The sequence below is a fragment of the Mesorhizobium sp. J428 genome (genome assembly GCF_024699925.1).
In the GTDB taxonomy this organism is placed as follows: Bacteria; Pseudomonadota; Alphaproteobacteria; order Rhizobiales; family Rhizobiaceae; genus Mesorhizobium_A.
This window is the reverse complement of the sequence record NZ_JAJOMX010000001.1, coordinates 1,745,624-1,765,148: the sequence shown is the minus strand read 5'-3', so window position 1 is coordinate 1,765,148 and position 19,525 is coordinate 1,745,624. Positions and strand designations below refer to the sequence as shown.

Annotated in this window: 23 protein-coding genes and 1 pseudogene; 9 read left to right on the top strand and 15 right to left on the bottom strand. The window is 67.2% G+C overall.

Annotated elements, in window-relative coordinates:
- The first annotated feature begins 47 nt into the window (after positions 1-47).
- The 3 genes from LRS09_RS08800 to secD all read left to right on the top strand — a co-directional run bounded on the left by LRS09_RS08800 (position 48) and on the right by secD (position 4,299).
- On the top strand, positions 48-1,205 hold the full coding sequence (locus LRS09_RS08800; protein ID WP_257805378.1) for an MFS transporter: 1,158 nt from the start codon (positions 48-50) through the stop codon (positions 1,203-1,205).
- Positions 1,206-1,286: 81 nt separating this feature from the next.
- Positions 1,287-1,670 (top strand): hypothetical protein, encoded by a 384-nt coding sequence (locus LRS09_RS08795; RefSeq protein ID WP_257805377.1) that lies wholly within the window; start codon positions 1,287-1,289, stop codon positions 1,668-1,670.
- An 88-nt stretch (positions 1,671-1,758) separates the two neighbouring features.
- The gene (secD, locus tag LRS09_RS08790) at positions 1,759-4,299 is read left to right on the top strand and encodes a protein translocase subunit SecD (RefSeq protein ID WP_257805376.1); all 2,541 of its coding nucleotides are present in this window, start codon (positions 1,759-1,761) and stop codon (positions 4,297-4,299) included.
- Positions 4,300-4,381: 82 nt separating this feature from the next.
- On the opposite strand, the gene LRS09_RS08785 is transcribed toward secD, so the two are convergent.
- The 4 genes from LRS09_RS08785 to LRS09_RS08770 all read right to left on the bottom strand — a co-directional run bounded on the left by LRS09_RS08785 (position 4,382) and on the right by LRS09_RS08770 (position 7,485).
- On the bottom strand, positions 4,382-5,878 hold the full coding sequence (locus LRS09_RS08785; RefSeq protein WP_257805375.1) for an ATP-binding protein: 1,497 nt from the start codon (positions 5,876-5,878) through the stop codon (positions 4,382-4,384).
- Positions 5,879-5,991: 113 nt separating this feature from the next.
- Positions 5,992-6,252: a DUF2312 domain-containing protein gene (locus tag LRS09_RS08780; RefSeq protein WP_257805374.1), complete on the bottom strand. Its 261-nt coding sequence runs from the start codon at positions 6,250-6,252 to the stop codon at positions 5,992-5,994.
- A gap of 116 nt (positions 6,253-6,368) precedes the next feature.
- Positions 6,369-6,677: a DUF1244 domain-containing protein gene (locus LRS09_RS08775; protein ID WP_257805373.1), complete on the bottom strand. Its 309-nt coding sequence runs from the start codon at positions 6,675-6,677 to the stop codon at positions 6,369-6,371.
- A 10-nt stretch (positions 6,678-6,687) separates the two neighbouring features.
- A complete protein-coding gene (locus LRS09_RS08770) occupies positions 6,688-7,485 on the bottom strand; it encodes an N-formylglutamate amidohydrolase (RefSeq protein WP_257805372.1) in 798 nt (265 codons plus the stop codon).
- Positions 7,486-7,746: 261 nt separating this feature from the next.
- On the opposite strand from LRS09_RS08770, the gene LRS09_RS08765 reads away from it, so the two are divergent.
- The gene (locus tag LRS09_RS08765) at positions 7,747-8,175 is read left to right on the top strand and encodes a DUF1036 domain-containing protein (RefSeq protein WP_374684902.1); all 429 of its coding nucleotides are present in this window, start codon (positions 7,747-7,749) and stop codon (positions 8,173-8,175) included.
- Positions 8,172-9,608, top strand: a complete 1,437-nt coding sequence (gene pyk / locus LRS09_RS08760; RefSeq protein WP_257805371.1) for a pyruvate kinase — start codon at positions 8,172-8,174, stop codon at positions 9,606-9,608. The genes LRS09_RS08765 and pyk overlap by 4 nt, the downstream gene beginning before the upstream one ends.
- Before the next feature lie 95 nt (positions 9,609-9,703).
- Here the strand turns inward: pyk and LRS09_RS08755 are convergent, their stop codons facing one another.
- From LRS09_RS08755 to LRS09_RS08725, 7 genes and pseudogenes are all read right to left on the bottom strand, one after another.
- Entirely contained in the window at positions 9,704-10,777 is a 1,074-nt protein-coding gene (locus LRS09_RS08755; protein WP_257805370.1) for an alpha/beta fold hydrolase, read from the bottom strand.
- Between the two features lie 64 nt (positions 10,778-10,841).
- On the bottom strand, positions 10,842-11,435 hold the full coding sequence (locus tag LRS09_RS08750; protein ID WP_374684825.1) for a hypothetical protein: 594 nt from the start codon (positions 11,433-11,435) through the stop codon (positions 10,842-10,844).
- Positions 11,436-11,495: 60 nt separating this feature from the next.
- A complete protein-coding gene (ykgO, locus tag LRS09_RS08745; protein WP_085467193.1) occupies positions 11,496-11,621 on the bottom strand; it encodes a type B 50S ribosomal protein L36 in 126 nt (41 codons plus the stop codon).
- A gap of 116 nt (positions 11,622-11,737) precedes the next feature.
- A complete protein-coding gene (locus LRS09_RS08740; RefSeq protein WP_257805368.1) occupies positions 11,738-12,016 on the bottom strand; it encodes a helix-turn-helix domain-containing protein in 279 nt (92 codons plus the stop codon).
- Positions 12,017-12,068: 52 nt separating this feature from the next.
- Entirely contained in the window at positions 12,069-13,154 is a 1,086-nt protein-coding gene (locus LRS09_RS08735) for a 5-(carboxyamino)imidazole ribonucleotide synthase (RefSeq protein WP_257805367.1), read from the bottom strand.
- A pseudogene (gene purE, locus LRS09_RS08730) lies at positions 13,151-13,644 on the bottom strand (5-(carboxyamino)imidazole ribonucleotide mutase). Before purE ends, LRS09_RS08735 begins: the two are co-directional and overlap by 4 nt.
- Before the next feature lie 72 nt (positions 13,645-13,716).
- Positions 13,717-13,920 (bottom strand): YdcH family protein, encoded by a 204-nt coding sequence (locus LRS09_RS08725; RefSeq protein ID WP_085467189.1) that lies wholly within the window; start codon positions 13,918-13,920, stop codon positions 13,717-13,719.
- Positions 13,921-14,155: 235 nt separating this feature from the next.
- Between LRS09_RS08725 and LRS09_RS08720 the strand changes: the two genes are divergently transcribed.
- Positions 14,156-14,347: a YdcH family protein gene (locus LRS09_RS08720; protein WP_257805366.1), complete on the top strand. Its 192-nt coding sequence runs from the start codon at positions 14,156-14,158 to the stop codon at positions 14,345-14,347.
- Positions 14,348-14,431: 84 nt separating this feature from the next.
- Here the strand turns inward: LRS09_RS08720 and LRS09_RS08715 are convergent, their stop codons facing one another.
- The 3 genes from LRS09_RS08715 to LRS09_RS08705 form a co-directional block, all read right to left on the bottom strand.
- Positions 14,432-14,695, bottom strand: coding sequence for a helix-turn-helix transcriptional regulator (locus LRS09_RS08715; RefSeq protein ID WP_085467187.1), 264 nt, complete (start codon positions 14,693-14,695; stop codon positions 14,432-14,434).
- Between the two features lie 62 nt (positions 14,696-14,757).
- A complete protein-coding gene (locus tag LRS09_RS08710) occupies positions 14,758-15,999 on the bottom strand; it encodes an MFS transporter (RefSeq protein WP_257805365.1) in 1,242 nt (413 codons plus the stop codon).
- A 98-nt stretch (positions 16,000-16,097) separates the two neighbouring features.
- The gene (locus LRS09_RS08705; RefSeq protein ID WP_257805364.1) at positions 16,098-16,289 is read right to left on the bottom strand and encodes a DUF1192 domain-containing protein; all 192 of its coding nucleotides are present in this window, start codon (positions 16,287-16,289) and stop codon (positions 16,098-16,100) included.
- A gap of 90 nt (positions 16,290-16,379) precedes the next feature.
- Between LRS09_RS08705 and LRS09_RS08700 the strand changes: the two genes are divergently transcribed.
- From LRS09_RS08700 to LRS09_RS08690, 3 genes are all read left to right on the top strand, one after another.
- The gene (locus tag LRS09_RS08700; RefSeq protein ID WP_257805363.1) at positions 16,380-17,390 is read left to right on the top strand and encodes an NAD(P)H-quinone oxidoreductase; all 1,011 of its coding nucleotides are present in this window, start codon (positions 16,380-16,382) and stop codon (positions 17,388-17,390) included.
- Between the two features lie 81 nt (positions 17,391-17,471).
- On the top strand, positions 17,472-17,678 hold the full coding sequence (locus LRS09_RS08695) for a hypothetical protein (protein WP_257805362.1): 207 nt from the start codon (positions 17,472-17,474) through the stop codon (positions 17,676-17,678).
- A gap of 209 nt (positions 17,679-17,887) precedes the next feature.
- Positions 17,888-18,577, top strand: a complete 690-nt coding sequence (locus LRS09_RS08690) for a DUF1013 domain-containing protein (RefSeq protein WP_257805361.1) — start codon at positions 17,888-17,890, stop codon at positions 18,575-18,577.
- A 45-nt stretch (positions 18,578-18,622) separates the two neighbouring features.
- On the opposite strand, the gene LRS09_RS08685 is transcribed toward LRS09_RS08690, so the two are convergent.
- Positions 18,623-19,504, bottom strand: a complete 882-nt coding sequence (locus tag LRS09_RS08685) for a LysR family transcriptional regulator (protein ID WP_257805360.1) — start codon at positions 19,502-19,504, stop codon at positions 18,623-18,625.
- Positions 19,505-19,525: the final 21 nt, after the last annotated feature.

Below are 19,525 nucleotides of genomic sequence, written 5' to 3'. Positions count from 1 at the left end.
ACAGCGAGTAGCTTGCCGGAGTTTCTAAATCGATTTAAGAAGCTCCGATGTCGAGCCTCGCCGCTGCAAATCCCGTCATTCTCCGCGCCCGCTGGGCCGTCGCCGCGCTGTTTGCGGTGAACGGATTCATCATCGGCAGCTGGGCACCGCAGATCCCGCTGTTCCTCGCGCGGCTCGGCATCACCGAGTTCACGCTGGGCCTGCTCATCCTCGGCTTCGGCCTCGGCGCGCTGATCGCGATGCCCGCCGCTGGCTACGTCATCGGCCGGCAGGGCTCGCGCGTCACGCTCACCTGGTTCGCCTTCGCGGCCGCCTTCGGCCTGATCGTGGTCGTCGCCGCACCGAGCGTCTGGACCGCGGCGCTCGCCATGGTGCTGTTCGGCGGGCTGGTGGGCGGCATGGACGTGTCGATGAACGCCAATGCGGTGGCCGTCGAGCGCGCGCTTGGCCGCGCCATCATGTCGTCCTCGCACGGTTTCTGGAGCCTCGGCGGCTTTGCCGGCGGCGCGGCCGGCGGTCTCGTCATTGAGCGCTTCGGCGCGCTCGCCCATGCCGGTGCCGTGACCGTCGTCGCGCTCGCAGTCGTCGCCCTCGTGGTGTCGCAGCTCGGCGGCGACGACCGGCCCGAACCGCACGAGCGCCAGCCGCTCGCCCTGCCGCGCGACCCCTCGCTCTATCTCGTCGGCCTCATTGCGCTGTTCTGCATGGTGCCGGAAGGCGCGGTGCTCGACTGGGCCGCCCTTTATCTCAAGGAGGAACTCGGCGCCTCGATCGCCAGCGCCGGCTTCGCCTTCGCGGCGTTCTCGGCAGCCATGGCCACGATGCGCTTCCTCGGCGACCGGGTGCGCGACAGGTTCGGCGCGGTCAAGACGCTGCGCATCTCGGCCCTGATTTCCGCGGTAGGCATGCTCGGCGCCGGCCTGGCGCCGGATACGTGGCTGGCGATCGCCGCTTTTTCCCTTGCTGGGCTCGGCATCGCCAACACCGTGCCGATCGCGTTCTCGGCCGGCGGCAACCATCCCGGCCTGCCGCCGGGCGCGGGCATGAGCGTCGTCACGACGATCGGATATTCCGGCATCCTGGTCGCGCCCTCGGGCCTCGGCTTCGTCGGCGGCCATTTCGGCTTTGCGCCGGTTTTCCTCGGCGTGGCGGTGCTCCTCCTCCTTGTCGCCGCACTTGCCTCCTATGCCAAGGCCGCGGATTGATCCGCGACGCGCGGCCGCTCTGGTGCGGCGCGGCGAAGAGGCGTATAGCGACCCGCGATGAAGCCGCAGCCACATAAGGCAATGCACGGACCGACACATCTTCTGTCGGCGGCCATGCTGTGGCTTGTCGCGATCCTGACACTCGGCGCGGGCGTCCAGCAGGTCGTCCCGCTCGACCCCGGCCAGACCGGCGCGGCGTCGACAGGCGCTGCCCGATCCGGCGATCTTCCCGTCCAGCGTTCGACTGCGCCCAGCGCGCAGATGCGGATGGTTCTGCTCACCGAGCGCGCTCTGGAAGCCGTCTCGGCCGCCGGCTTTGACGGTCCGGAACCGGCCGTCGTGCCGGATGTCCGCTTCGACCTGCCGACGCTGCGTGCCGCGCACGGCGCGGTGTCGCTCGCATCCTTCGATCTTTCGCCGAGGTCTTCGGGCTTCCGCGCCCGCGCACCGCCGATCCTTTCCTGACCTTTCGCCGCCCGACGGGGCGGAACCGTTCAGGCTTTTCGACGCTTGCGGCCCCGCGCCGCGACTGCGTCTTTCGAAGGATCAGATCATGCGCACTTCCAAGAGCGTGATGTGGGGCTACGCCCTCATCATCCTCGTCGGCGTTCTCGCCGCACTTCCAAGTCTCTTCACCGCGCAGCAGCTCGCCGCGCTCCCCAACTGGGTGCCCAAGCACCAGATCACCCTCGGCCTCGATCTCCAGGGCGGCTCGCACCTCGTGCTCGAGGTCGATTCCGCCGCCCTCAAGCAGGACAGGCTGCAATCGCTGCTCAACGACGCCCGCACGGCGCTGCGCAAGGACGGCGTCCGCACCGACTCCATCCGCCTGGCGGGTGACACGGTGATGGTCGCGGTCGCCGATCCGGCAGCCCGCACCAAGGCGATCGATAGCCTGAAGGCGCTGTCCACGCCTGTATCGGCGATCGGCTTCTCCGCCGGTTCGTCGGATCTCGCGGTCGATGGCTCCGACGCGAACGCGCCGATCAAGGTGACGCTCACCGAGGCGGGCCTGAAGGACCGCGTCGACCGTGCCGTCGAGCAGAGCCTCGAGATCGTGCGCCAGCGCGTCGACCAGGTCGGCGTCGCGGAGCCGACCATCCAGCGCGTCGGCGCCGACCGTATCCTCGTCCAGCTTCCCGGCCTGCAGGACCCGACCCGGCTGCGCCAGCTGCTGGGCAGCACCGCCAAGATGACCTTCCACATGGTCGCCAATGTCGGCCAGGGCGAGCCGCTGCCGCGCGGCGTGACCATGCTGCCGGATGCCAAGGGCGGCGGCCAGGTGCCGGTCGAGGACCGCGTCGCCGTTGACGGCGAGCGCCTCACGGATGCCCGCGCCGGCTTCGACCAGCGCACCAAGGAGCCGATCGTCTCCTTCCGCTTCGACAGTCTCGGCGCGCGTCAGTTCGCCGAGATCACCGGCCAGAACGTCGGCCGGCCCTTTGCCATCGTGCTCGACGGCAAGGTGCTGACTGCGCCCGTCATCCGCGAGGCGATCGTCGGCGGTTCGGGTCAGATCAGCGGCAACTTCACCGTCGACGAGACGGTGACGCTGTCGGCGCTGCTACGCTCCGGCTCGCTGCCGGCACCCCTGACCGTGATCGAGGAACGCACCGTCGGCCCCGACCTCGGCGGCGACGTCATCAAGATGGGCGTCTACACCGGCATTGCCGGCTTCGTCGCCGTCGTGCTGTTCATGGTCGCGCTCTACGGCGCATGGGGCATGATCGCCAACTTCGCGCTGCTGCTGCACGTGCTGTTGACCTTCGGCGCGCTCGCCATGCTCGGCGCTACGCTGACGCTGCCCGGCATCGCCGGCATCATCCTCGGCATCGGCCTCGGCGTGGACGCCAACATCCTGATCAATGAGCGCATTCGCGAGGAGACCAAGCGCGGGCTCGGAGCCTTCGCGGCGCTCGACCAGGGCTTCAAGCGCGCCTATTCGACCATCGTCGACGCCAACGCCACCTCGCTGATCGTGTCCAGCCTGCTGTTCATGTTCGGCGCGGGCCCGGTGCGCGGCTTCGCGGTGACGATGGTGCTCGGCACGCTGCTGTCGATGTTCACCGCCGTCGCCGTCACCCGCGTCATCATGCAGGAGGTGGTGCGCCGGCGGAAGCTGAAGGTGTTGCGCATCGAGCCGCTGTTCCGGTTCTTCCCGGAAAAGACGTCGATCTCCTTCATGAAGGGCCGCTTCCTCGGCATCGGCGTGTCGATCCTCCTGTCGCTGGCCTCGATCGGCCTGTTCATGAAGCCCGGCCTCAACTACGGCATCGACTTCAAGGGCGGCATCCAGGTGGAGATCACCTCGTCCCAGCCGGCCGATCTCGGCCAGTTGAGAAGCTCGCTCTCGGATCTGGGCTTGGGTGAAATCGCGCTGCAGAACGTCGGCGACGCCGACCACGTCCTGATCCGCGTGCAACGGCAGGACGGCGGCGAGGCTGCTCAGACGGCGGCCGTCGAGAAGGTCAAGGACACGGTGCAGAAGCTCGATCCGGGCGTGAAGTTCGAGAAGACCGAGGTCGTCGGGCCGAAGGTCTCCGGCGAGCTCGCCCAATCGGGCGTGCTGGCGGTGGTCCTCGCGGCGGCCGCGATGCTCTGCTACATCTGGTGGCGCTTCGAGTGGAACTTCGCCATCGGCGCGATCGCGACGCTGGTGCTCGATACGACCAAGATGGTGGGCTTCTTCGCTTTGCTCGGCCTCGACTTCAACTTGACGGCGATCGCGGCACTGCTGACCATCATCGGCTATTCGGTCAACGACAAGGTGGTGGTCTACGACCGCATGCGCGAGAACCTGAGAGCCTACAAGAAGATGCCGCTGCGCAACGTCATCGACATGTCGATCAATCAGGTGTTCGCGCGCTGCGTCTACACCTCGATCGCGATCCTGCTGTCGATCGTGCCGATGGCGATCTGGGGCGGCAAGGCGACCGAAAACTTCGCCGTGCCGATGGTGGCCGGCGTGATTGTGGCGACGACGTCATCGATCTTCATCGCCGCGCCGATCCTGCTCTTCCTCGGCGACTGGTGGACGAAGCGCCACCCGAACCGGGCGCTCGAGGCGCCGGACGCCGTGCCGGCCAAGGGCTGAAGACAAAGTCCGGCGGCAGAACGATCTGCCGCCGGTCGGTCTTTGCGAGACAGATTGCCTACCGCGCGCGGCAGGCCGTGCCTTATTCCGCCGCGTCGCGCTGCGGTTCGTCGGGTGCTTCGGGGTGGCCGGGGGCGGTTTCGCAGCCGAGGTCGGGGAAGGCGAGAACGCGGCGCTGGTGGAAATCGGTGCGTACGACCAGCAGGCCGCGCTCCTCGAAATAGGCGAGCAGGCGCCGGGCGCGGCGTGGCGAGTGGCTGCCATAGGCGCGGGCGAGCGTGGCGTCGGACGGGGCCGGGGCGTTGAGCGTTGCGGCGCGTGCGACCATCAGGAACACGCCCTGGAGGTCGTCGGGCAGGGTTTCCGAGAGCGACAGCGCCTTCGCCCAGACTTCGCCGCCGGAATGTTCGTCGACGCCGGCGCGGGCGACCGCCAGTCGCCGGCGGAAGCCCGACAGCGACAGGGGCTCGCCTGGTACGCGGCGGATGCGGCTGCGGACCAGAAAGTCCTGATAGAGGACGGCATCGGTGCGGAAAGCCGCATCGGGATCGTCGAGAATCTCGCGCAGTACGGTGTCGATGCCGGCGTCACGCTCCGCCTCGTCGATGATGGCGAAGACCGGTTCGGCCGGCGGCGCAGGCGCGGGCTTGGGCCGCGACAGCTGCGCCAGCAGGTCGGCGGTCGGGATCGGCGTCGGTGGCGGCTTGCGCACCACCAGCCGTGCCTCGTCGGGCGCGGGCGTGAAGATCAGGTCGCCGGCATCCTGGGGCGCTTCCGGCAGCGGCATCAGCTTCGGGCTGCTCGAGCGCGCGGAGGTCTCGACGCTGCCGATGGTGATCGGCAGCGGACGGCGCGACAGGGCTGGCCCCAGCGCGACGAAATTTCCCCGCGCTAGGTCGCGGAACATCTCGGCCTGGCGGCGATCCATGCCGAGCAGGTCTGCCGCGCGCGCCATGTCAATGTCGAGGAATGTGCGCCCCATCAGGAAGTTGGACGCTTCCGCGGCGACGTTCTTCGCCAGCTTGGCGAGCCGCTGGGTGGCAATGACGCCGGCCAGACCGCGCTTGCGGCCGCGGCACATCAGGTTGGTCATGGCGGCGAGCGAGAGTTTCCGGGCCTCGTCCGCGACCTCGCCGGCGGCGGCGGGTGCGAAAAGCTGCGCCTCGTCGACCACGACGAGCACCGGATACCAGTGCTCGCGCTCGGCGTCGAACATACCGCCTAGGAAGGCGGCGGCCGCACGCATCTGCTGCTCGACGTCGAGCCCTTCGAGATTGAGCACCACGGAGACGCGGTGCTGGCGCACGCGGCCGGCGATCCGTGTCAGCTCCGCTTCGGTGCGGGCGGCGTCGACCACCTGATGGCCGAACTTCTCCGCCAGCGTGACGAAATCACCCTCGGGGTCGATGATGCATTGCTGCACCCACGGCGCGCTCTGCTCCAGCAGGCGGCGCAGCAGATGCGACTTGCCGGACCCGGAATTGCCCTGCACCAGCAGGCGGGTCGCCAGCAGCTCTTCCAGATCCATCTCCGCCACGGCGCCGCGAGCCGCGGCGCCCATGTCGATGTTGACCTTCATCCGTACCCCCTTCCGGCACCGTCCTTAGCATCCGCTGTCAGCCGGCGCGACGCAGCGCCACAGGGATTCCCACAGGCTCGATGACGTGGACTTCGCTAGAGGGCAATTCGTCCCTACTCCATGCCGAGCGCGGCCTTGTAGAGGTCGAGGATCGCCTCTTCCTCCTGGCGCTCGGCCTGGTCCTTCTTGCGCAGCCGGATGATGGTCCGCACGGCCTTCGTGTCGAAGCCCGTGCCCTTCATCTCGGCGTAGACGTCCTTGATGTCGTCGGAGATCGTCTTCTTCTCCTCCTCGAGCCGCTCGACGCGCTCGATGAAGGCCTTCAGCTGGCCGGCAGCGACAGTCTGCGAGGTTTCTGTGATCTCGTCGGCCAAGGTATGCTCCTCAATCTGGTCGTTGCGGGGCGACTCGCACGCCGCCCGGAAGGCCTGCGATGCCCCACCGTCCCGGCAGGGTCAAGGCGCAAACGGGTCACACCGGCGCGCTGCTGTCAGTGGTCCTTAGGGCGGTTCTGCTCGAAGGCGGCCTTCTTGGCGTCGGACGCCTCGCTCTGGTGCTTCGCCTGCCACTCGGCATAGGGCATGCCGTAGACGATCTCGCGCGACTCGTCCTTCGACATGTCGTGCCCGGCCGCGTTGGCGGCGTCGCGATACCAGTTCGACAGGCAGTTCCGGCAGAAGCCGGCGAGGTTCATCATGTCGATGTTCTGCACGTCGGTGCGCTCGCGCAGGTGCTGCAGGAGGCGGCGGAAGGCGGCGGCCTCGAAGTCGCGCTGCTCGGTCTCGGTCAGGTCGGTCATGGGAGCCTCCTCAGATCGGCCCCGTGCGGGACCCGAACTGCTTCGCCTCATGGATATCGGGCTGTCGATTGATCGCGTCAAGGACGGGTGCGAGGCGAGCCGCCCATTCGTCGGCGCCCGCCTGCGTTCCGATCAGGTCCTGCCGGATCTCGATCAGCGCGTGGGCAAAGCCGTTGACGATGGCATGGCGGAACATCGTGTCGCCGCGCAGCGCCCCGTCATAGGGCTCGTTGTCGCCGACGACGAGGGTGCCGTCCGCCGCCAGCGCCTCGATCAGCGGCAGCGGCGCGCGCGGGTCGCTGTCCCACAGGATGCCGACGTGCCAGGGGCGCGGGCGGCCCTGCATGACGGGCGTGAAGGAGTGCATCGAGACGATGAACGGCGACCGGCCGGACGCTTCCGCGACGGAGGACATCAGCGCGCCCACGGCGTCGTCATAGGGGCGATAGAAGTGGTCGAACCGGCGCTGCCGCTCTTCCTCCGACATCGGATAGTTGCCAGAAATCACCGTGCCGTCATAGACCTGCCGGATCAGCGTCGGGTCGTCCTCGCCGCGGTTCGGATCGATCAGCAGCCGCGAAAAGCCGCACATGACCGCCGGCGCGCCGGTGATCCCGGCCAGCCGGCGCGTGACCATCTCCACGCCGATGTCATAAGCGATGTGGCGGTCGAATTCCGCCGGAGGAAGGCCGAGATCGCCATATTCGTCCGGCATGTCCCGCTTGGCATGGTCGGCAACGATCAGCATGCCGCCGGCGCGGTTGCCTTCGATGATCTCGAATGGGGAGAAGAGGGCCGTCCTGGCCATATCGATTCTGGATTCCGCTCGTGGTCCGGATTCGGCTCTTCTTCCACCTCGTGCAGCCTCGCGCAATGCCGTATCGATATAGATGCAGTGAAACTGCGGATTTCACCGGCTTCTGCCGCAGTGCAGCCGAGTTTCGTTGACAGATCGCGCGAGTTTTCCGAAAAGAGCCTTACATTGCTTCGTCAGCCGAAGAGTTCGAGAATGCAGGTCGCCAAGGCCGCACGCACGCGCCATGCCATCACCCTGCCGGCGCTTTTCGCGATGGCGACAATGGGAACCGTCGCCTTTTCCACGCCGGCACTGGCCGATTTCCGCGTCTGCAACGCGACGCAGAGCCTCGTCGGCGTGGCGATCGGCTATCGCGCCGCTGCCGGCTGGATCACCGAGGGCTGGTGGCACATCGAGGCGTCGACCTGCAAGACGCTGATCGAAGGCCCTCTCGCCTCGCGCTACTACTATCTCTATGCCGAGGACGCCGAGCGCGGCGGGCGTTGGGACGGCCCGACCAACATGTGCGTGGCCGAAAAAGAGTTCAAGATCACCGCCGTGAACGATTGCGTGCGGCGCGGCTTCCAGCGCGCCGGCTTCCAGGAATACGACACGCGCGAACAGTCGAGCTGGATGGTCGAACTGACCGACGAACTGCCGCCCGGCGGCCCGACCCCTCCCAGCCCGACAGGCACTCAATGAGACGCAGCCGCAAGGTCAAGATCCTCGCCACGCTCGGACCCGCATCGTCCGACGAGGCGATGATCCAGAAGCTGTTCGAGGCCGGTGCGGACGTGTTCCGCATCAATATGAGCCATACCGACCATCCCCTGATGCGGGAGCTTGTCGGCCGCATCCGCGCGGTGGAGACGAAGGTCGGCCGGCCTATCGGCATCCTCGCCGACCTGCAGGGCCCGAAGCTGCGCGTCGGCCTGTTTGCCAACGGCAAGGAGACGCTGACGCCGGGCCAGACCTTCACGCTGGACGCCGATCCCACGCCGGGCGACGCGACGCGGGTGCACCTGCCGCATCCGGAGATCCTCGCCTCGGTGAAGCCGGGGGACCGCCTGCTCATCGACGACGGGCGGCTTGCGCTGGTCGCCGAGTCGGCCGACGGAAAGTCGATCGTCTGCAAGGTCGTTTCCGGCACGAACATCTCGAACAAGAAGGGCGTCAGCCTGCCCGACACCGAGCTGCCGGTCGGGGCGCTTACGGACAAGGATCGCAAGGACCTCGACGCGGTGCTGGAGACGGGCGTCGACTGGGTGGCGCTGTCCTTCATCCAGCGCCCGGAGGATCTGGCCGAGGCGCGCAAGATCGCCAAGGGCCGCGCGGCGCTGATGTCGAAGATCGAGAAGCCGCAGGCGGTCGCGCGCCTGGCGGAAATCATCGAGCTCTCCGACGCGCTGATGGTGGCGCGCGGCGACCTTGGCGTCGAGATGCCGCTGGAAGCCGTCCCCGGCATCCAGAAGCAGATCACGCGCGCCGCCCGCCGCGCCGGCAAGCCGGTCGTCGTGGCGACCCAGATGTTGGAGTCTATGATCTCGGCCCCGGTGCCGACGCGCGCGGAAGTGTCCGACGTGTCGATTGCTGTGTTCGAGGGCGCGGATGCGATCATGCTGTCTGCCGAATCCGCCGCCGGCCAGTATCCGATCGAGTCGGTGGCGATGATGAACAAGATCGCCGAGAAGGTGGAGCAGGACCCGGTCTATCCGGGCATCATCAACGCGCAGCGCTCGGAGCCCGAGGCGACCGGCGCCGACGCCATCTCGGCTGCTGCGCGGCAGATCGGCGAGACGCTCAAGCTCTCCGCCATCGTCACCTACACGTCCTCCGGCACGACCGGCCTGCGCGCTTCGCGGGAACGGCCGCAGCTGCCAATCATATCGCTTTCGCCCGTGCTCGCCACGGCGCGGCGACTGTCGCTCGTCTGGGGCCAGCATTGCGTGGTGACGCCTGACGCCAACGACCTCGACGACATGGTGGAGCGCGCCTGCCGCATCGCCTTCGACGAAGGCTTCGGCAAGTCGGGCGACCGGATCATCGTCACCGCGGGCGTGCCGCTGGGCACGCCGGGCGCCACCAACATGCTGCGCATCGCCTATATCGGCTCGGACGGATTGGGCGGGTTCTGATCGCGTTCGCCGGGGAACAGATCTCCTCCCGAAGCCCCTTCGCGGCGCAGTTCGATGTGTCCGCATGAACCCCGGAAAATCCGGGTGATCACGGCCTATTCCGCCGGCTTCAGCTCGGGCGCGCGATAGGGCGCCGTCTCGTCGACGCAGATGCCGACGCCGTGGCGGTCGTCGGCGATGCGGGCCTCGACGGTTTTGGCGAGCGCCTGGAGATCAGCCGGGCGGCCCGCGACCTTGCCGATCGCCGCGACGGCCAGGTCCGTCGCGATCCAGTCCGGCTTGTGGCCGAGATTGTGCACCCAGACCAGCTCCGCGCCCGGAATGTCGCGCCCGAGGCCGGCGGAGTGGATCTCCTCGTAGACCACCGTGTCGCTGTCGCCCGAGATCACCACCGTGGGTGCCGTGATCTCGCGGTACTGTGGCGCGGTCGCCAGCGCGTGGCGGTAGAGGCCCTCCACGTCCGTCGCATTGGCCCGGAACGCCGCCGGCCGCAGCACCAGCGCGATCGAGGCGTCGCGCACATAGGTGTCGGGCGCCTTGTTGGGCGAGAAGACGCATTCGCTCGCCGCGCCGATCCGCAGGATCCCGCCGAGATAGGACAAGGTCTCGGAAAAGAGCCGCCCGACCACGGGCCTTGTCGTCAGCGTGTAGTACCAGGAGGTCGCGCCGCCCGGCCACGGATGGCTCGCCGGCGCGAGGAAGACGAGGCCCGCCGTGCGGCCGGGAAAGTCGAGCGCGAAGGTGGCCGCGATCGCGCCGCCGAAGGAATGGCCGACGACGACCGCGCGATTGATCCCGGCATGGTCCATTAGCGCGGCGATCGTCTTCGCCTGCCCGTGCGGGTCCTCGTTCGCCGGGCCGCGGGCGGACCAGCCGTGGCCCGGCCGGTCGAAGAACAGCATCTCCGCGCGGCCCTCAAGCGCCTGCCGGAAGGGCAGCATCTGGTCCTTCAGATTGCCGCTCGCGCCATGGACGAAGACGACCGGCGGAAGGTCGGTAGTGGATGGGCCGGCGACATGGACGAAGTGCATGCGCGTGCCGTTGACCGTCGCAAACGATCCGACGGGCGGATTGCGCCGCTCGATCAGCCAGGTTCCGACGCGGGTGACGCCGGCGAGCGTGAGCGAGAGGGCGGCGACGAACAGGATCAGCGCGTAGACGAGGTTCATGAGCCGGCGGGAGCAGGGATTCGGAGATAAGGGAGAATAAACGCTGGCGCGCCGGAGGGAAGGCTCAGATTCCCTCGCCGGCCAGTTCTTCGGCCAGTTCCGCCACTTCCTTCTGCGCGCCGCGCATCATCGGATAGATCGCCAGCGCGCGTTCATAGGCGTTCAGCGCAAGCTCCTTGCGGCCCGACTGCTTCAGGATCGCGCCCATGCCGGACAGCGCGCCGAAATGGCGTGGCTCCAGCCTCAGTGTCTTGTCGATGTCGGCCATCGACTTGCGGTAGTTGTTCATCAGGAAATGGACGGTGGCGCGCTGGTTCCAGCCTTCGGCGTAATCGGGCTCGAGCACGGTGACCCGGTCGAGGAAATCCAGCGCCGCGCCGTATTTCTTGGCCTTCACCGCGTCTTCCGACCACTGCATCATCGCGTCGATCGACGCGCTGCCGGAGTGGAGCCAGCTGTCGCGGATGCGCGACGCGATGCGCTCGGCCGCCTTCTCCTTGCGCTCCCGCTTCAGTTCCACGAACAGCGCGTCGAGCGCGGCGGTCCGTTCCGCCTGCGTCATGGCCGGCGCGACGGGTGCGGCGCTGGATTGAGCGTATGAGGGGAGTGCCGGGGCGAGGACGCCCAGTCCAAGGAGCAAAAGCAAAACACCGCGCATATCGGGAACCTAGTCCCGATCTCGCGCGGCGTCAAACTGAAATTCGCGTGAAGCGGGCGCTCAGCCCTGGCGCGCCTTGTAGCGCGGAGCCGTCTTGTTGATGATGTAGATGCGGCCCTTGCGACGAACCAGGCGGTTGTCACGGTGACGGCCCTTGAGAGCCTTGAGCGAGTTCTTGATCTTCATTGTCTTAGCCCGTCGGTGAGGCCCGTTCGGGCCAAAACGAAAGACGCGCCGATGGGGCGCGCCAAAAACGATGCGGGTCCATACCGGCGCGGCAGCAGGCTGTCAAGGCGCAGCGTCTATCTCGCCACCAGCGACACGTTCAATCGGGTTCCCGTCGCTTCGGCATAGCGACGAAGCGTCGACAGCGACGGCGAGATGCGACCGCTTTCCAGGCGCGCGATGGCGGATTGGGTCGTTCCGAGCCGGATTGCCAATTCCGCTTGCGAAAGGCTCGCAGAGGTGCGGGCGGCGATCAGCGCCTCGATCACCGCATATTCCTCGTCAGCCTTGACATACTCGGCCACGAATTCCGGATTCTTCGAGAGTTTCTGCTTCAGATCCGTGAGTTTAGTCATCGCATCACCTGCTTTGCTCAATCAGCACACGATGCAAAACATAGCAGAAATGCTATCGAGAAATCCTCGTCAACCGTGTGAAATGCCCCATCTTGCGTCCGGGCCGCGCTTCGGCCTTGCCGTAGAGATGGATGACGGTGTCAGGCTCGGCGGCGAGGTCGGCGAGGCGGTTGACGTCGTCGCCGATCAGGTTCTCCATCACGCAGTCCGAATGGCGCTTCGGATCGCCGAGCGGCAGGCCGGCGACGGCGCGGATGTGCTGCTCGAACTGCGAGATAGCGCAGGCGGCCTCGGTCCAGTGGCCGGAATTGTGCACGCGCGGCGCGATCTCGTTCACCAGCAGGTTGCCCTCGCCGAGCACGAAGAACTCGACGCCGATGACGCCGACATAGTCGAGCGCCTCAAGGATCGCCGTCGCGGCCTTGCGCGCCGCCTCCGCCGTCCGCTCCTGGATGCGCGCCGGAACGGTCGAGGTGTGCAGGATGCCGTCGCGGTGGACGTTCTCGGCCGGATCGCAGCAGCGCACCGTCCCGTCGCGGCCGCGCGCGGCGATGATCGAGATCTCGCGCTCGAAGGGAACCAGGCTTTCGAGGATCAGGGGCACGCCGCCCATGGCTGCGTAGACGCCGGCGAGATCGGCTGGGGTCTCATCGCGCAGCAGGCGCTGTCCCTTCCCGTCATAGCCGAGGCGGCGGGTCTTGAGCACGCCGGAGCCACCGAACGCGACGCAGGCGGCTATCAGGTCTTCGTCGGAATCGACCGCGCGGAAGTTCGCCGTCGGGATGCCGGCCGCGTTGATGAAGCTCTTTTCGACCAGCCGGTCCTGCGACACGTCGAGGGCCATCGGCGGCGGCGAGACCTCCACCCGGCCTGCGAGCGCGGCGGCCGCCTGCACCGGCACGTTCTCGAATTCGTAGGTCACGACGTCGCAGCTCTCGGCCAGTTCCGCGAGCGCCGCAGGATCGTCATAGGCAGCAACGATCTGCCGGTTGGCGACCTGCGCGGCTGGGCAGTCGGCCTGCGGTTCGAGGATGATCGTGCGGTAGCCCAGCCGCGCGGCGGCCATGGCCAGCATGCGGCCGAGCTGGCCGCCGCCGATAATGCCGATGGTCGAGCCCGGCGGCAGCGGCGCCTTCATTCCGCGCCGTCCGATGGCACCAGCGCCACCTTGTCGCTCTGCGCCTTGCGATAAGCGTCGAGACGCGCCGCCAGTGCGTCATCGTGAAGCGCCAGCACGGCCGCCGCCAGAAGGGCTGCGTTGACCGCTCCGGCACGGCCGATGGCGAGCGTGCCGACCGGGATACCGGCGGGCATCTGGACGATCGACAGCAGCGAATCCTGGCCCGACAGCGCCTTGGATTCCACCGGCACGCCGAACACCGGCAGAGGGGTGAGCGAGGCGGTCATGCCCGGCAGGTGCGCAGCACCCCCGCGCCGGCGATCACAACCTTGTAGCCCCTGGCCTTGGCGCCGCGGGCGAATTCGTAAAGGCGTTCGGGCGTGCGATGGGCGGAGACGATCAGGCTGTCGTGGCCGATGCCGAGGCTTTCCAGCGTCTCGGCGGCGTGGCGCATGGTCGCCCAGTCGGACTGGCTGCCCATGATGATCGCAACGTCGCTGCCGGCCATATCGGTGTCCCTCGTCAGGCGGCGGACCTAGCGGAATCGGCGGGGCGGCGCAAGCAGCGGCCCGCCGCCGCTTCAGGCGATGATGTCGGGAATCACCTTGTCGGAAAGCTGTATCAGCTTGTCCTTCAGATGCAGCTTCTTCTTCTTCATGCGCTGGATCTGCAGGGGATCGCAGCCGGTGGCGATCATCGCGTTGATCGCAGCGTCGAAGTCGGCATGTTCCTGCTTGAGACGTGCGTATTCAAGCTTGATTTCTGCCTGGTCCTGGTCGGACATCTAGGTTCCGTCTCGATAAATATAGCGCGGTCGCGCAGGAATGTCGGAGAGCCCGAATACGGGCCGCGACCGGCGAGTCGCCATATCACATTTCGCCGCGAAACGAAATGCTACTCTGAGGTGTTCGACATTCGCGAGGAGGGGTGGCACAGTGTCATCCGTCCGTCATGAACGCCGTCCGGCGGGGCGGCCTCCCTGGCGGAAAACGAGGAAACCAGCGAAGGGAGAACGACAGATGTCATTAGCGTCCCATCTTGCGGAACTTCAGAAGCGCCACAGCGAGATCGAACAGCGAATCGTCGAGGCGCAAGCGAGCCCGTCGACAGACGACGTGGAGATCGTCGCGATGAAGCGCCGGAAGCTGGCTCTCAAGGACCAGATCCAGCGGCTCCATGCCGAGAAGGACGATACGCAGACCCGACACTGATCTCTTCGCGCCCTCGCGGCGCGTCTGCAGCTTTTTCAACGGCTCGCCGGTGCTCCCGGCGGGTCGTTCCAGTTCAGGAATGCCTCATTCCGCCCAGAACTGGTCGAGCCACAGGTTGAGGCGCAGGAAACCGCCGTTCTCGACCGCGTAGATCCGTCGCGTCCCCTCGGCGCGAACCGAGACGAGGCCGGCGTCGAGAAGCACCTTGAGGTGCTGAGATACGGCCGGCCGCGACACCGGCAGACCGGCGGCGAGCTCGTTCACGGTGCGGGGCTGCCGACGGAGCTCCTCGAGGATCGTCCGCCGGTTCGGATCGGATATTGCAAGGAACGCATCTTCGATCGCCATACCCCAGCGTAAGAGAGCATGCGGCCCAATTCAACGGGTCAATGCGGTCTGCAGAGGACGCTCTATGTCGATTCTCCGCTGCGCGGATCGAGACGCAGCGATTCCGGCGTGACCGCCCGCTCGGACGGCAGCGTCTGGAACGTCTCGCGCTCGGCGATCGGCACGGGCGCGCGGGCCCGGATGCGCACCAGCGTGTAGCCGGCCAGCCCGAGGTGGGCGAGCGCGGTCGCGAGGAAGATGGCGTCCGGCCGCAACCGCTCCATCAGCACCGCGCCCAGGACCGGCCCGATCATCGTGCCGAAGCCGTAGAGCAGCAGCAGGCCGCCGGACACCTTGACGAAGTTCGCCGCATCCGCGTGGTCGTTCGCATGCGCCACCGCGATCGAATAGAGCGTGTAGGCGAGCGCGCCGTAGGCCGCCGTCATGACAAGCACGAAGACGTCGGACCTCGGCTGGAGGAAATAGGTCGCGATGCCGATCACGGCGGTGATGAAGGCCGCGCCCGCCAGCACGTTGCGGCGGTCCGTCATGTCGGAAATGCGTCCGACGGGCATCTGCATCGCCGCGCCGGCCACCACGGTCAGGCTCATCATCAGCGCGATCGTGGCCGTCGAGACGCCGATCTGCGCGCCGTACACCGCGCCAAGCGTGCCCCAGGCACCGTTGGCGACGCCGACGAGCAGGCAGCCGATCACCGAGACGGGCGAGTTGGCGTAGAGGCCCCTGATGTCCAGCGAGACTTCCTGCAGCGGCTTGGGCGTCACGGCAGTGGAGACCGCGGTCGGGATGAGCGACAGGCAGAAGAAGATGCCCGCCACCATGAACAGCTTGTCGGTGGTCACGTCGCCGAATGCGACCAGCATCTGGCCGGCCATGATCGAGGCATAGGTGACCATCATGTAGAGGCCGAAGACCGTGCCGCGGTTCTCGTTGGTCGCACGCTCGTTGAGCCAGCTCTCGATGACCATGAAGGCGCCGGCCATGACGAAGCCGGTGAAGGCGCGGAGCACGATCCAGATCATCGGATGGATCAGCAGGCCCGTCATCAGCGCGATGATGGCGCCAGACGCGGCGAACGCGCCAAAGGCGCGCACGTGGCCGACCCGGCGCACGAGGCGCGGCGCAAGCAGGCAGCCGGCAACGAAGCCGGCCGCCCACGCGGTGCCCAGCAGGCCGAGCGAGGAGGTCGAGAAGCCCTCGGCCTGGCCGCGCAGCGGCAGGAGCAGCCCGTGCAGGCCCGACGCGGCCAGCAGGAAAGCCGTGCCGCGCAGAAGGGCTAGGATCGGACCGAAGGATGCGAACATGAGAAGCTTCCGCTCTGGGATTCGGCTCGGCTGAGGATACCCGCTTTGTGTCCTTTCAAGGACGGGAAATCGTCTTCGTTCCGCCCGGGCGGATTTTCCTAGCGCTTGAACAGTGCGTCGGCGGCGTTGCGTGTCGCGCCCTTGGCCGTCTTCTCCGCCTCCAGGCGCAGGATTTCCTCGCGCAGCAGGCCTATCCGCTCCTCGAGTTCTCCGACCGACAGCGCCGACAGGTCCTGGCCGATCTCGTGAGCCAGCTTCTTCTTCCTCGGCTCCTCTTCGAACAGGGCCATATCGTCCTCCGGTTTGCCTCTTTGCGGACAGAGGATACATAGAGCCGGATGAATGGGGCGAACAACCCCGGACGGCAGCGGAGAACCAAGATGAAGCAACCGGCCAGATTGCCCGACACGATGACGGCCATAGCGATCACCGAGCCGGGCGGTCCACGGGTGCTGAAGCCCGAGAAGCGGCCACTGCCGCAGCCTGGCCCGGGCGAGATCCTGGTCAGGGTCAAGGCCGCGGGCGTGAACCGGCCCGATGTCCTGCAGCGGCAGGGCGCCTATCCGCCGCCGCCGGGCGCATCAGACCTGCCAGGCCTCGAGGTGGCGGGCGAAGTGGCCGCGGCGGGCGAAGGCGTGAAGCGGTGGAAGGTCGGCGACAGCGTCACGGCGCTCACGCCGGGCGGCGGATATGCCGAATTCTGCCTGGTGCACGAGACCAATGCGCTGCCGGTGCCGCACGGCTTCACCTTCACCGAGGCCGCCGCCATTCCCGAAACCTTCTTCACGGTGTGGCACAACGTCTTCCAACGGGGCGGGCTGAAGGCGGGCGAGACCTTCCTCGTGCATGGCGGCTCGTCGGGCATCGGCACCGCCGCGATCCAGCTCGCCAAGGCGTTCGGCGCGCGGGTCATCGCGACGGCGGGTTCGGCCGAGAAATGTGAAGCCTGTACGAAGCTGGGGGCCGACCGCGCGGTGAACTACCGGAGCGAGGACTTCGTCGCGGTGGTGAAGGAGGTGACGGGCGGCAAGGGGGCCGACGTCATCCTCGACATGGTGGGCGGCGACTACATCGGCCGGAACTACGACTGCGCGGCGGTCGACGGGCGGATCGTCCAGATTGCTTTCCTGCAGGGGGCCAAGGCGACGGCCGATTTCTCGAAGCTGATGATCAAGCGCCTGACCCATACCGGTTCGACGCTGCGCCCGCGCTCGGTGGAGTTCAAGGGAGAAATCGCGGCCGAACTGGAGCGTCAGGCCTGGCCTCTCCTGTCGGAACGCAGGATCGCGCCCGTGCTGGACATGATCTTCCCGCTGCGCGAGGCCTGGCGCGCGCATGAGCGGATGCAGGACGGCGAGCACATCGGCAAGATCGTGCTGGATGTCGGGTGAACTGGACGAGCCGAGAACTCCAGAATACGAGCAGGTTCACGACAAAAGCGGCACGGTTTTCGTTTTGTGCAGTCTGCGGCCTTGGAGGCGGTGACGAGGGAAATCTCCGCGCTCAGGACCGAACGCTACAATCTGAAGCCTCTGGAGAAGAAGACCGAAGAGGCACGCAGGGCGTTTGACCATAAGGCGGCTGAGCTGGAGGCCTTCAAACAGGCCGTCGCCAGCAGCACGTCCTGGCGCCTGACGGCGCCGTTGCGTGGCATTTCGCGATTGCTGAAGGGGCGATAGATAGATCGCCATTTCTGGTTCAGCCCCAATTCGACGCCGCTATAGTTAGTTTGGTGGCGTCTACCTCACGTGGCCGGGTTCCCGCGCGTATTCAGCCCTTTCTCTTGCCTCAATCCCGCTTTCGGTCTATATCGGCCGCGATTTCCCATTCTTCGGTGGTTTGCCCACCGCCCGCGCTAGGGACGCGGGCGAACGAGAGGATTTTACCCATGGCCAACACGCTGCTCATGCCCAAGGCGACCGCCGTCTGGCTGGTCGATAACACGGCGCTTTCCTTCGACCAGATCGCCTTCTTCTGCCATCTCCATCCGCTCGAAGTCCGTGCCATCGCCGATGGCGAGGCCGCACAGGGGATCAAGGGCATGGACCCGATCATGAACGGCCAGCTGACCCGCGACGAGATCAAGCGCGGCGAGGCCGATCCGAACTATCGCCTCAAGCTCAATGAGCCGAAGGTGCGCGTGCCCGAGGCCAAGCGCCGCGGCGGTCGCTATACGCCGCTCTCGAAGCGCCAGGACCGGCCGAACGCGATCCTGTGGCTGGTGCGCAACCATCCCGAGCTGAAGGACGCGCAGATCTCGCGCCTCGTCGGCACGACAAAGTCGACCATCGAGCAGATCCGCAACCGCACGCACTGGAACTCCGCCAGCTTGGCACCGATGGACCCGGTGACGCTGGGCCTCTGCTCGCAGATCGACCTCGACCTCGAAGTGCAGCGCGCTTCCTCGGGCCGCGCGCCGGCCGCCCCCGTCGGCGATACGCTGCTGCCCGCCGCGCTCACCGAGCGCATGCCGCTGCAGCAGGCGCCGAAAGAGGAGGACGAGGAGCTCGACGCCTCCAAGGTCTTCGCCAAGCTTTCCTCGCTCAAGCGCCAGGACGTTGACGAGGACGAGGAATAGCCGGGAGCTCTCCCGGAGCCGCCTTTCGTGCTGCCCTGACCGCGCTCACGCGAAGCTGGCGCGGTCCTTCTCGACCAGGCCGGCGATGAAGGCCGACACTGCCTGGACGCGCCGCAGCGGCCTGACGCTCTCGTGGTAAACTAGCCAGTAGGCGCGCCGGATCGGCGGCGCGATCGACAGCGGAACGAGGTCGTCGAACGACTTTGCGATGAAGCTGTGCAGGATGCCGATCCCGGCGCCTGAACGCACCGCCGCCGTCTGGCCCAGCGCCGACGAGACCTGGAAGCCGGCGTTCCAGCGCGGCGAGATCTCGGTGGCGTAGTCCAGGCTTGGACTGATCACCAGATCGCCGACATAGCCGACCAGCCGGTGCTTGCCGAGGTCGTCGATCGTTGCCGGCACGCCCTGCGCGTCGAGATAGGCCTTCGAGGCATAGAGGCCGAGCGTGTAGTCGACGAGCTTGGCCGCCACCAGCCGGCCCTCCGTCGGACGCTCGACGGTGATCGCGATGTCGGCCTCGCGGCGCGACAGCGAGAAGGAGCGCGGCACCGGCACGAGTTGGACCGAAAGCGTCGGGTGCTTCTGCGTCAGTTCGCCGAGCCGCGGCGCGAGATAGGCAACGCCGAAGCCGTCCGGCGCGCCGATCCTGACGGTGCCGGAGACATCGTTGCCCTCGCCAGCGATCTCGGCGCGGGCGGCGATCATGTCGCCTTCCATCCGCTCGGCCACCGCCAGGAAATGCTCGCCGGCGGGCGTCAGCTCGCTGCCTGTCGTCAGCCGGCGAAACAGACGGGCGTTGAGGCTTTCCTCAAGGGCTGCGACGCGGCGCGAGACGGTCGCATGGTTGAGACCGAGCCGCTTGGCCGCGCCGAGGATCTGTCCCGCGCGGGCCACGGCGAGAAAGATGCGCACGTCATCCCAGTTCATATCCCCTCCCGATATGCAAAG

Bases quoted from the DNA above. Each gene is read 5' to 3' on its own strand.
- secD (WP_257805376.1), top strand. From the start codon at position 1,759: ATGCGCACTTCCAAGAGCGTGATGTGGGGCTACGCCCTCATCATCCTC.
- LRS09_RS08770 (WP_257805372.1), bottom strand. From the start codon at position 7,485: ATGGCCAGGACGGCCCTCTTCTCCCCATTCGAGATCATCGAAGGCAAC.
- LRS09_RS08800 (WP_257805378.1), top strand. From the start codon at position 48: ATGTCGAGCCTCGCCGCTGCAAATCCCGTCATTCTCCGCGCCCGCTGG.
- LRS09_RS08735 (WP_257805367.1), bottom strand. From the start codon at position 13,154: ATGAAGGCGCCGCTGCCGCCGGGCTCGACCATCGGCATTATCGGCGGC.
- pyk (WP_257805371.1), top strand. From the start codon at position 8,172: ATGAGACGCAGCCGCAAGGTCAAGATCCTCGCCACGCTCGGACCCGCA.
- LRS09_RS08705 (WP_257805364.1), bottom strand. From the start codon at position 16,289: ATGGCCCTGTTCGAAGAGGAGCCGAGGAAGAAGAAGCTGGCTCACGAG.
- ykgO (WP_085467193.1), bottom strand. From the start codon at position 11,621: ATGAAGATCAAGAACTCGCTCAAGGCTCTCAAGGGCCGTCACCGTGAC.
- LRS09_RS08690 (WP_257805361.1), top strand. From the start codon at position 17,888: ATGGCCAACACGCTGCTCATGCCCAAGGCGACCGCCGTCTGGCTGGTC.
- LRS09_RS08740 (WP_257805368.1), bottom strand. From the start codon at position 12,016: ATGACTAAACTCACGGATCTGAAGCAGAAACTCTCGAAGAATCCGGAA.
- LRS09_RS08720 (WP_257805366.1), top strand. From the start codon at position 14,156: ATGTCATTAGCGTCCCATCTTGCGGAACTTCAGAAGCGCCACAGCGAG.
- LRS09_RS08795 (WP_257805377.1), top strand. From the start codon at position 1,287: ATGCACGGACCGACACATCTTCTGTCGGCGGCCATGCTGTGGCTTGTC.
- LRS09_RS08775 (WP_257805373.1), bottom strand. From the start codon at position 6,677: ATGACCGACCTGACCGAGACCGAGCAGCGCGACTTCGAGGCCGCCGCC.
- LRS09_RS08685 (WP_257805360.1), bottom strand. From the start codon at position 19,504: ATGAACTGGGATGACGTGCGCATCTTTCTCGCCGTGGCCCGCGCGGGA.
- LRS09_RS08785 (WP_257805375.1), bottom strand. From the start codon at position 5,878: ATGAAGGTCAACATCGACATGGGCGCCGCGGCTCGCGGCGCCGTGGCG.
- LRS09_RS08765 (WP_374684902.1), top strand. From the start codon at position 7,747: ATGGCGACAATGGGAACCGTCGCCTTTTCCACGCCGGCACTGGCCGAT.
- LRS09_RS08710 (WP_257805365.1), bottom strand. From the start codon at position 15,999: ATGTTCGCATCCTTCGGTCCGATCCTAGCCCTTCTGCGCGGCACGGCT.
- LRS09_RS08715 (WP_085467187.1), bottom strand. From the start codon at position 14,695: ATGGCGATCGAAGATGCGTTCCTTGCAATATCCGATCCGAACCGGCGG.
- LRS09_RS08750 (WP_374684825.1), bottom strand. From the start codon at position 11,435: ATGCGCGGTGTTTTGCTTTTGCTCCTTGGACTGGGCGTCCTCGCCCCG.
- LRS09_RS08700 (WP_257805363.1), top strand. From the start codon at position 16,380: ATGAAGCAACCGGCCAGATTGCCCGACACGATGACGGCCATAGCGATC.
- LRS09_RS08725 (WP_085467189.1), bottom strand. From the start codon at position 13,920: ATGTCCGACCAGGACCAGGCAGAAATCAAGCTTGAATACGCACGTCTC.
- LRS09_RS08755 (WP_257805370.1), bottom strand. From the start codon at position 10,777: ATGAACCTCGTCTACGCGCTGATCCTGTTCGTCGCCGCCCTCTCGCTC.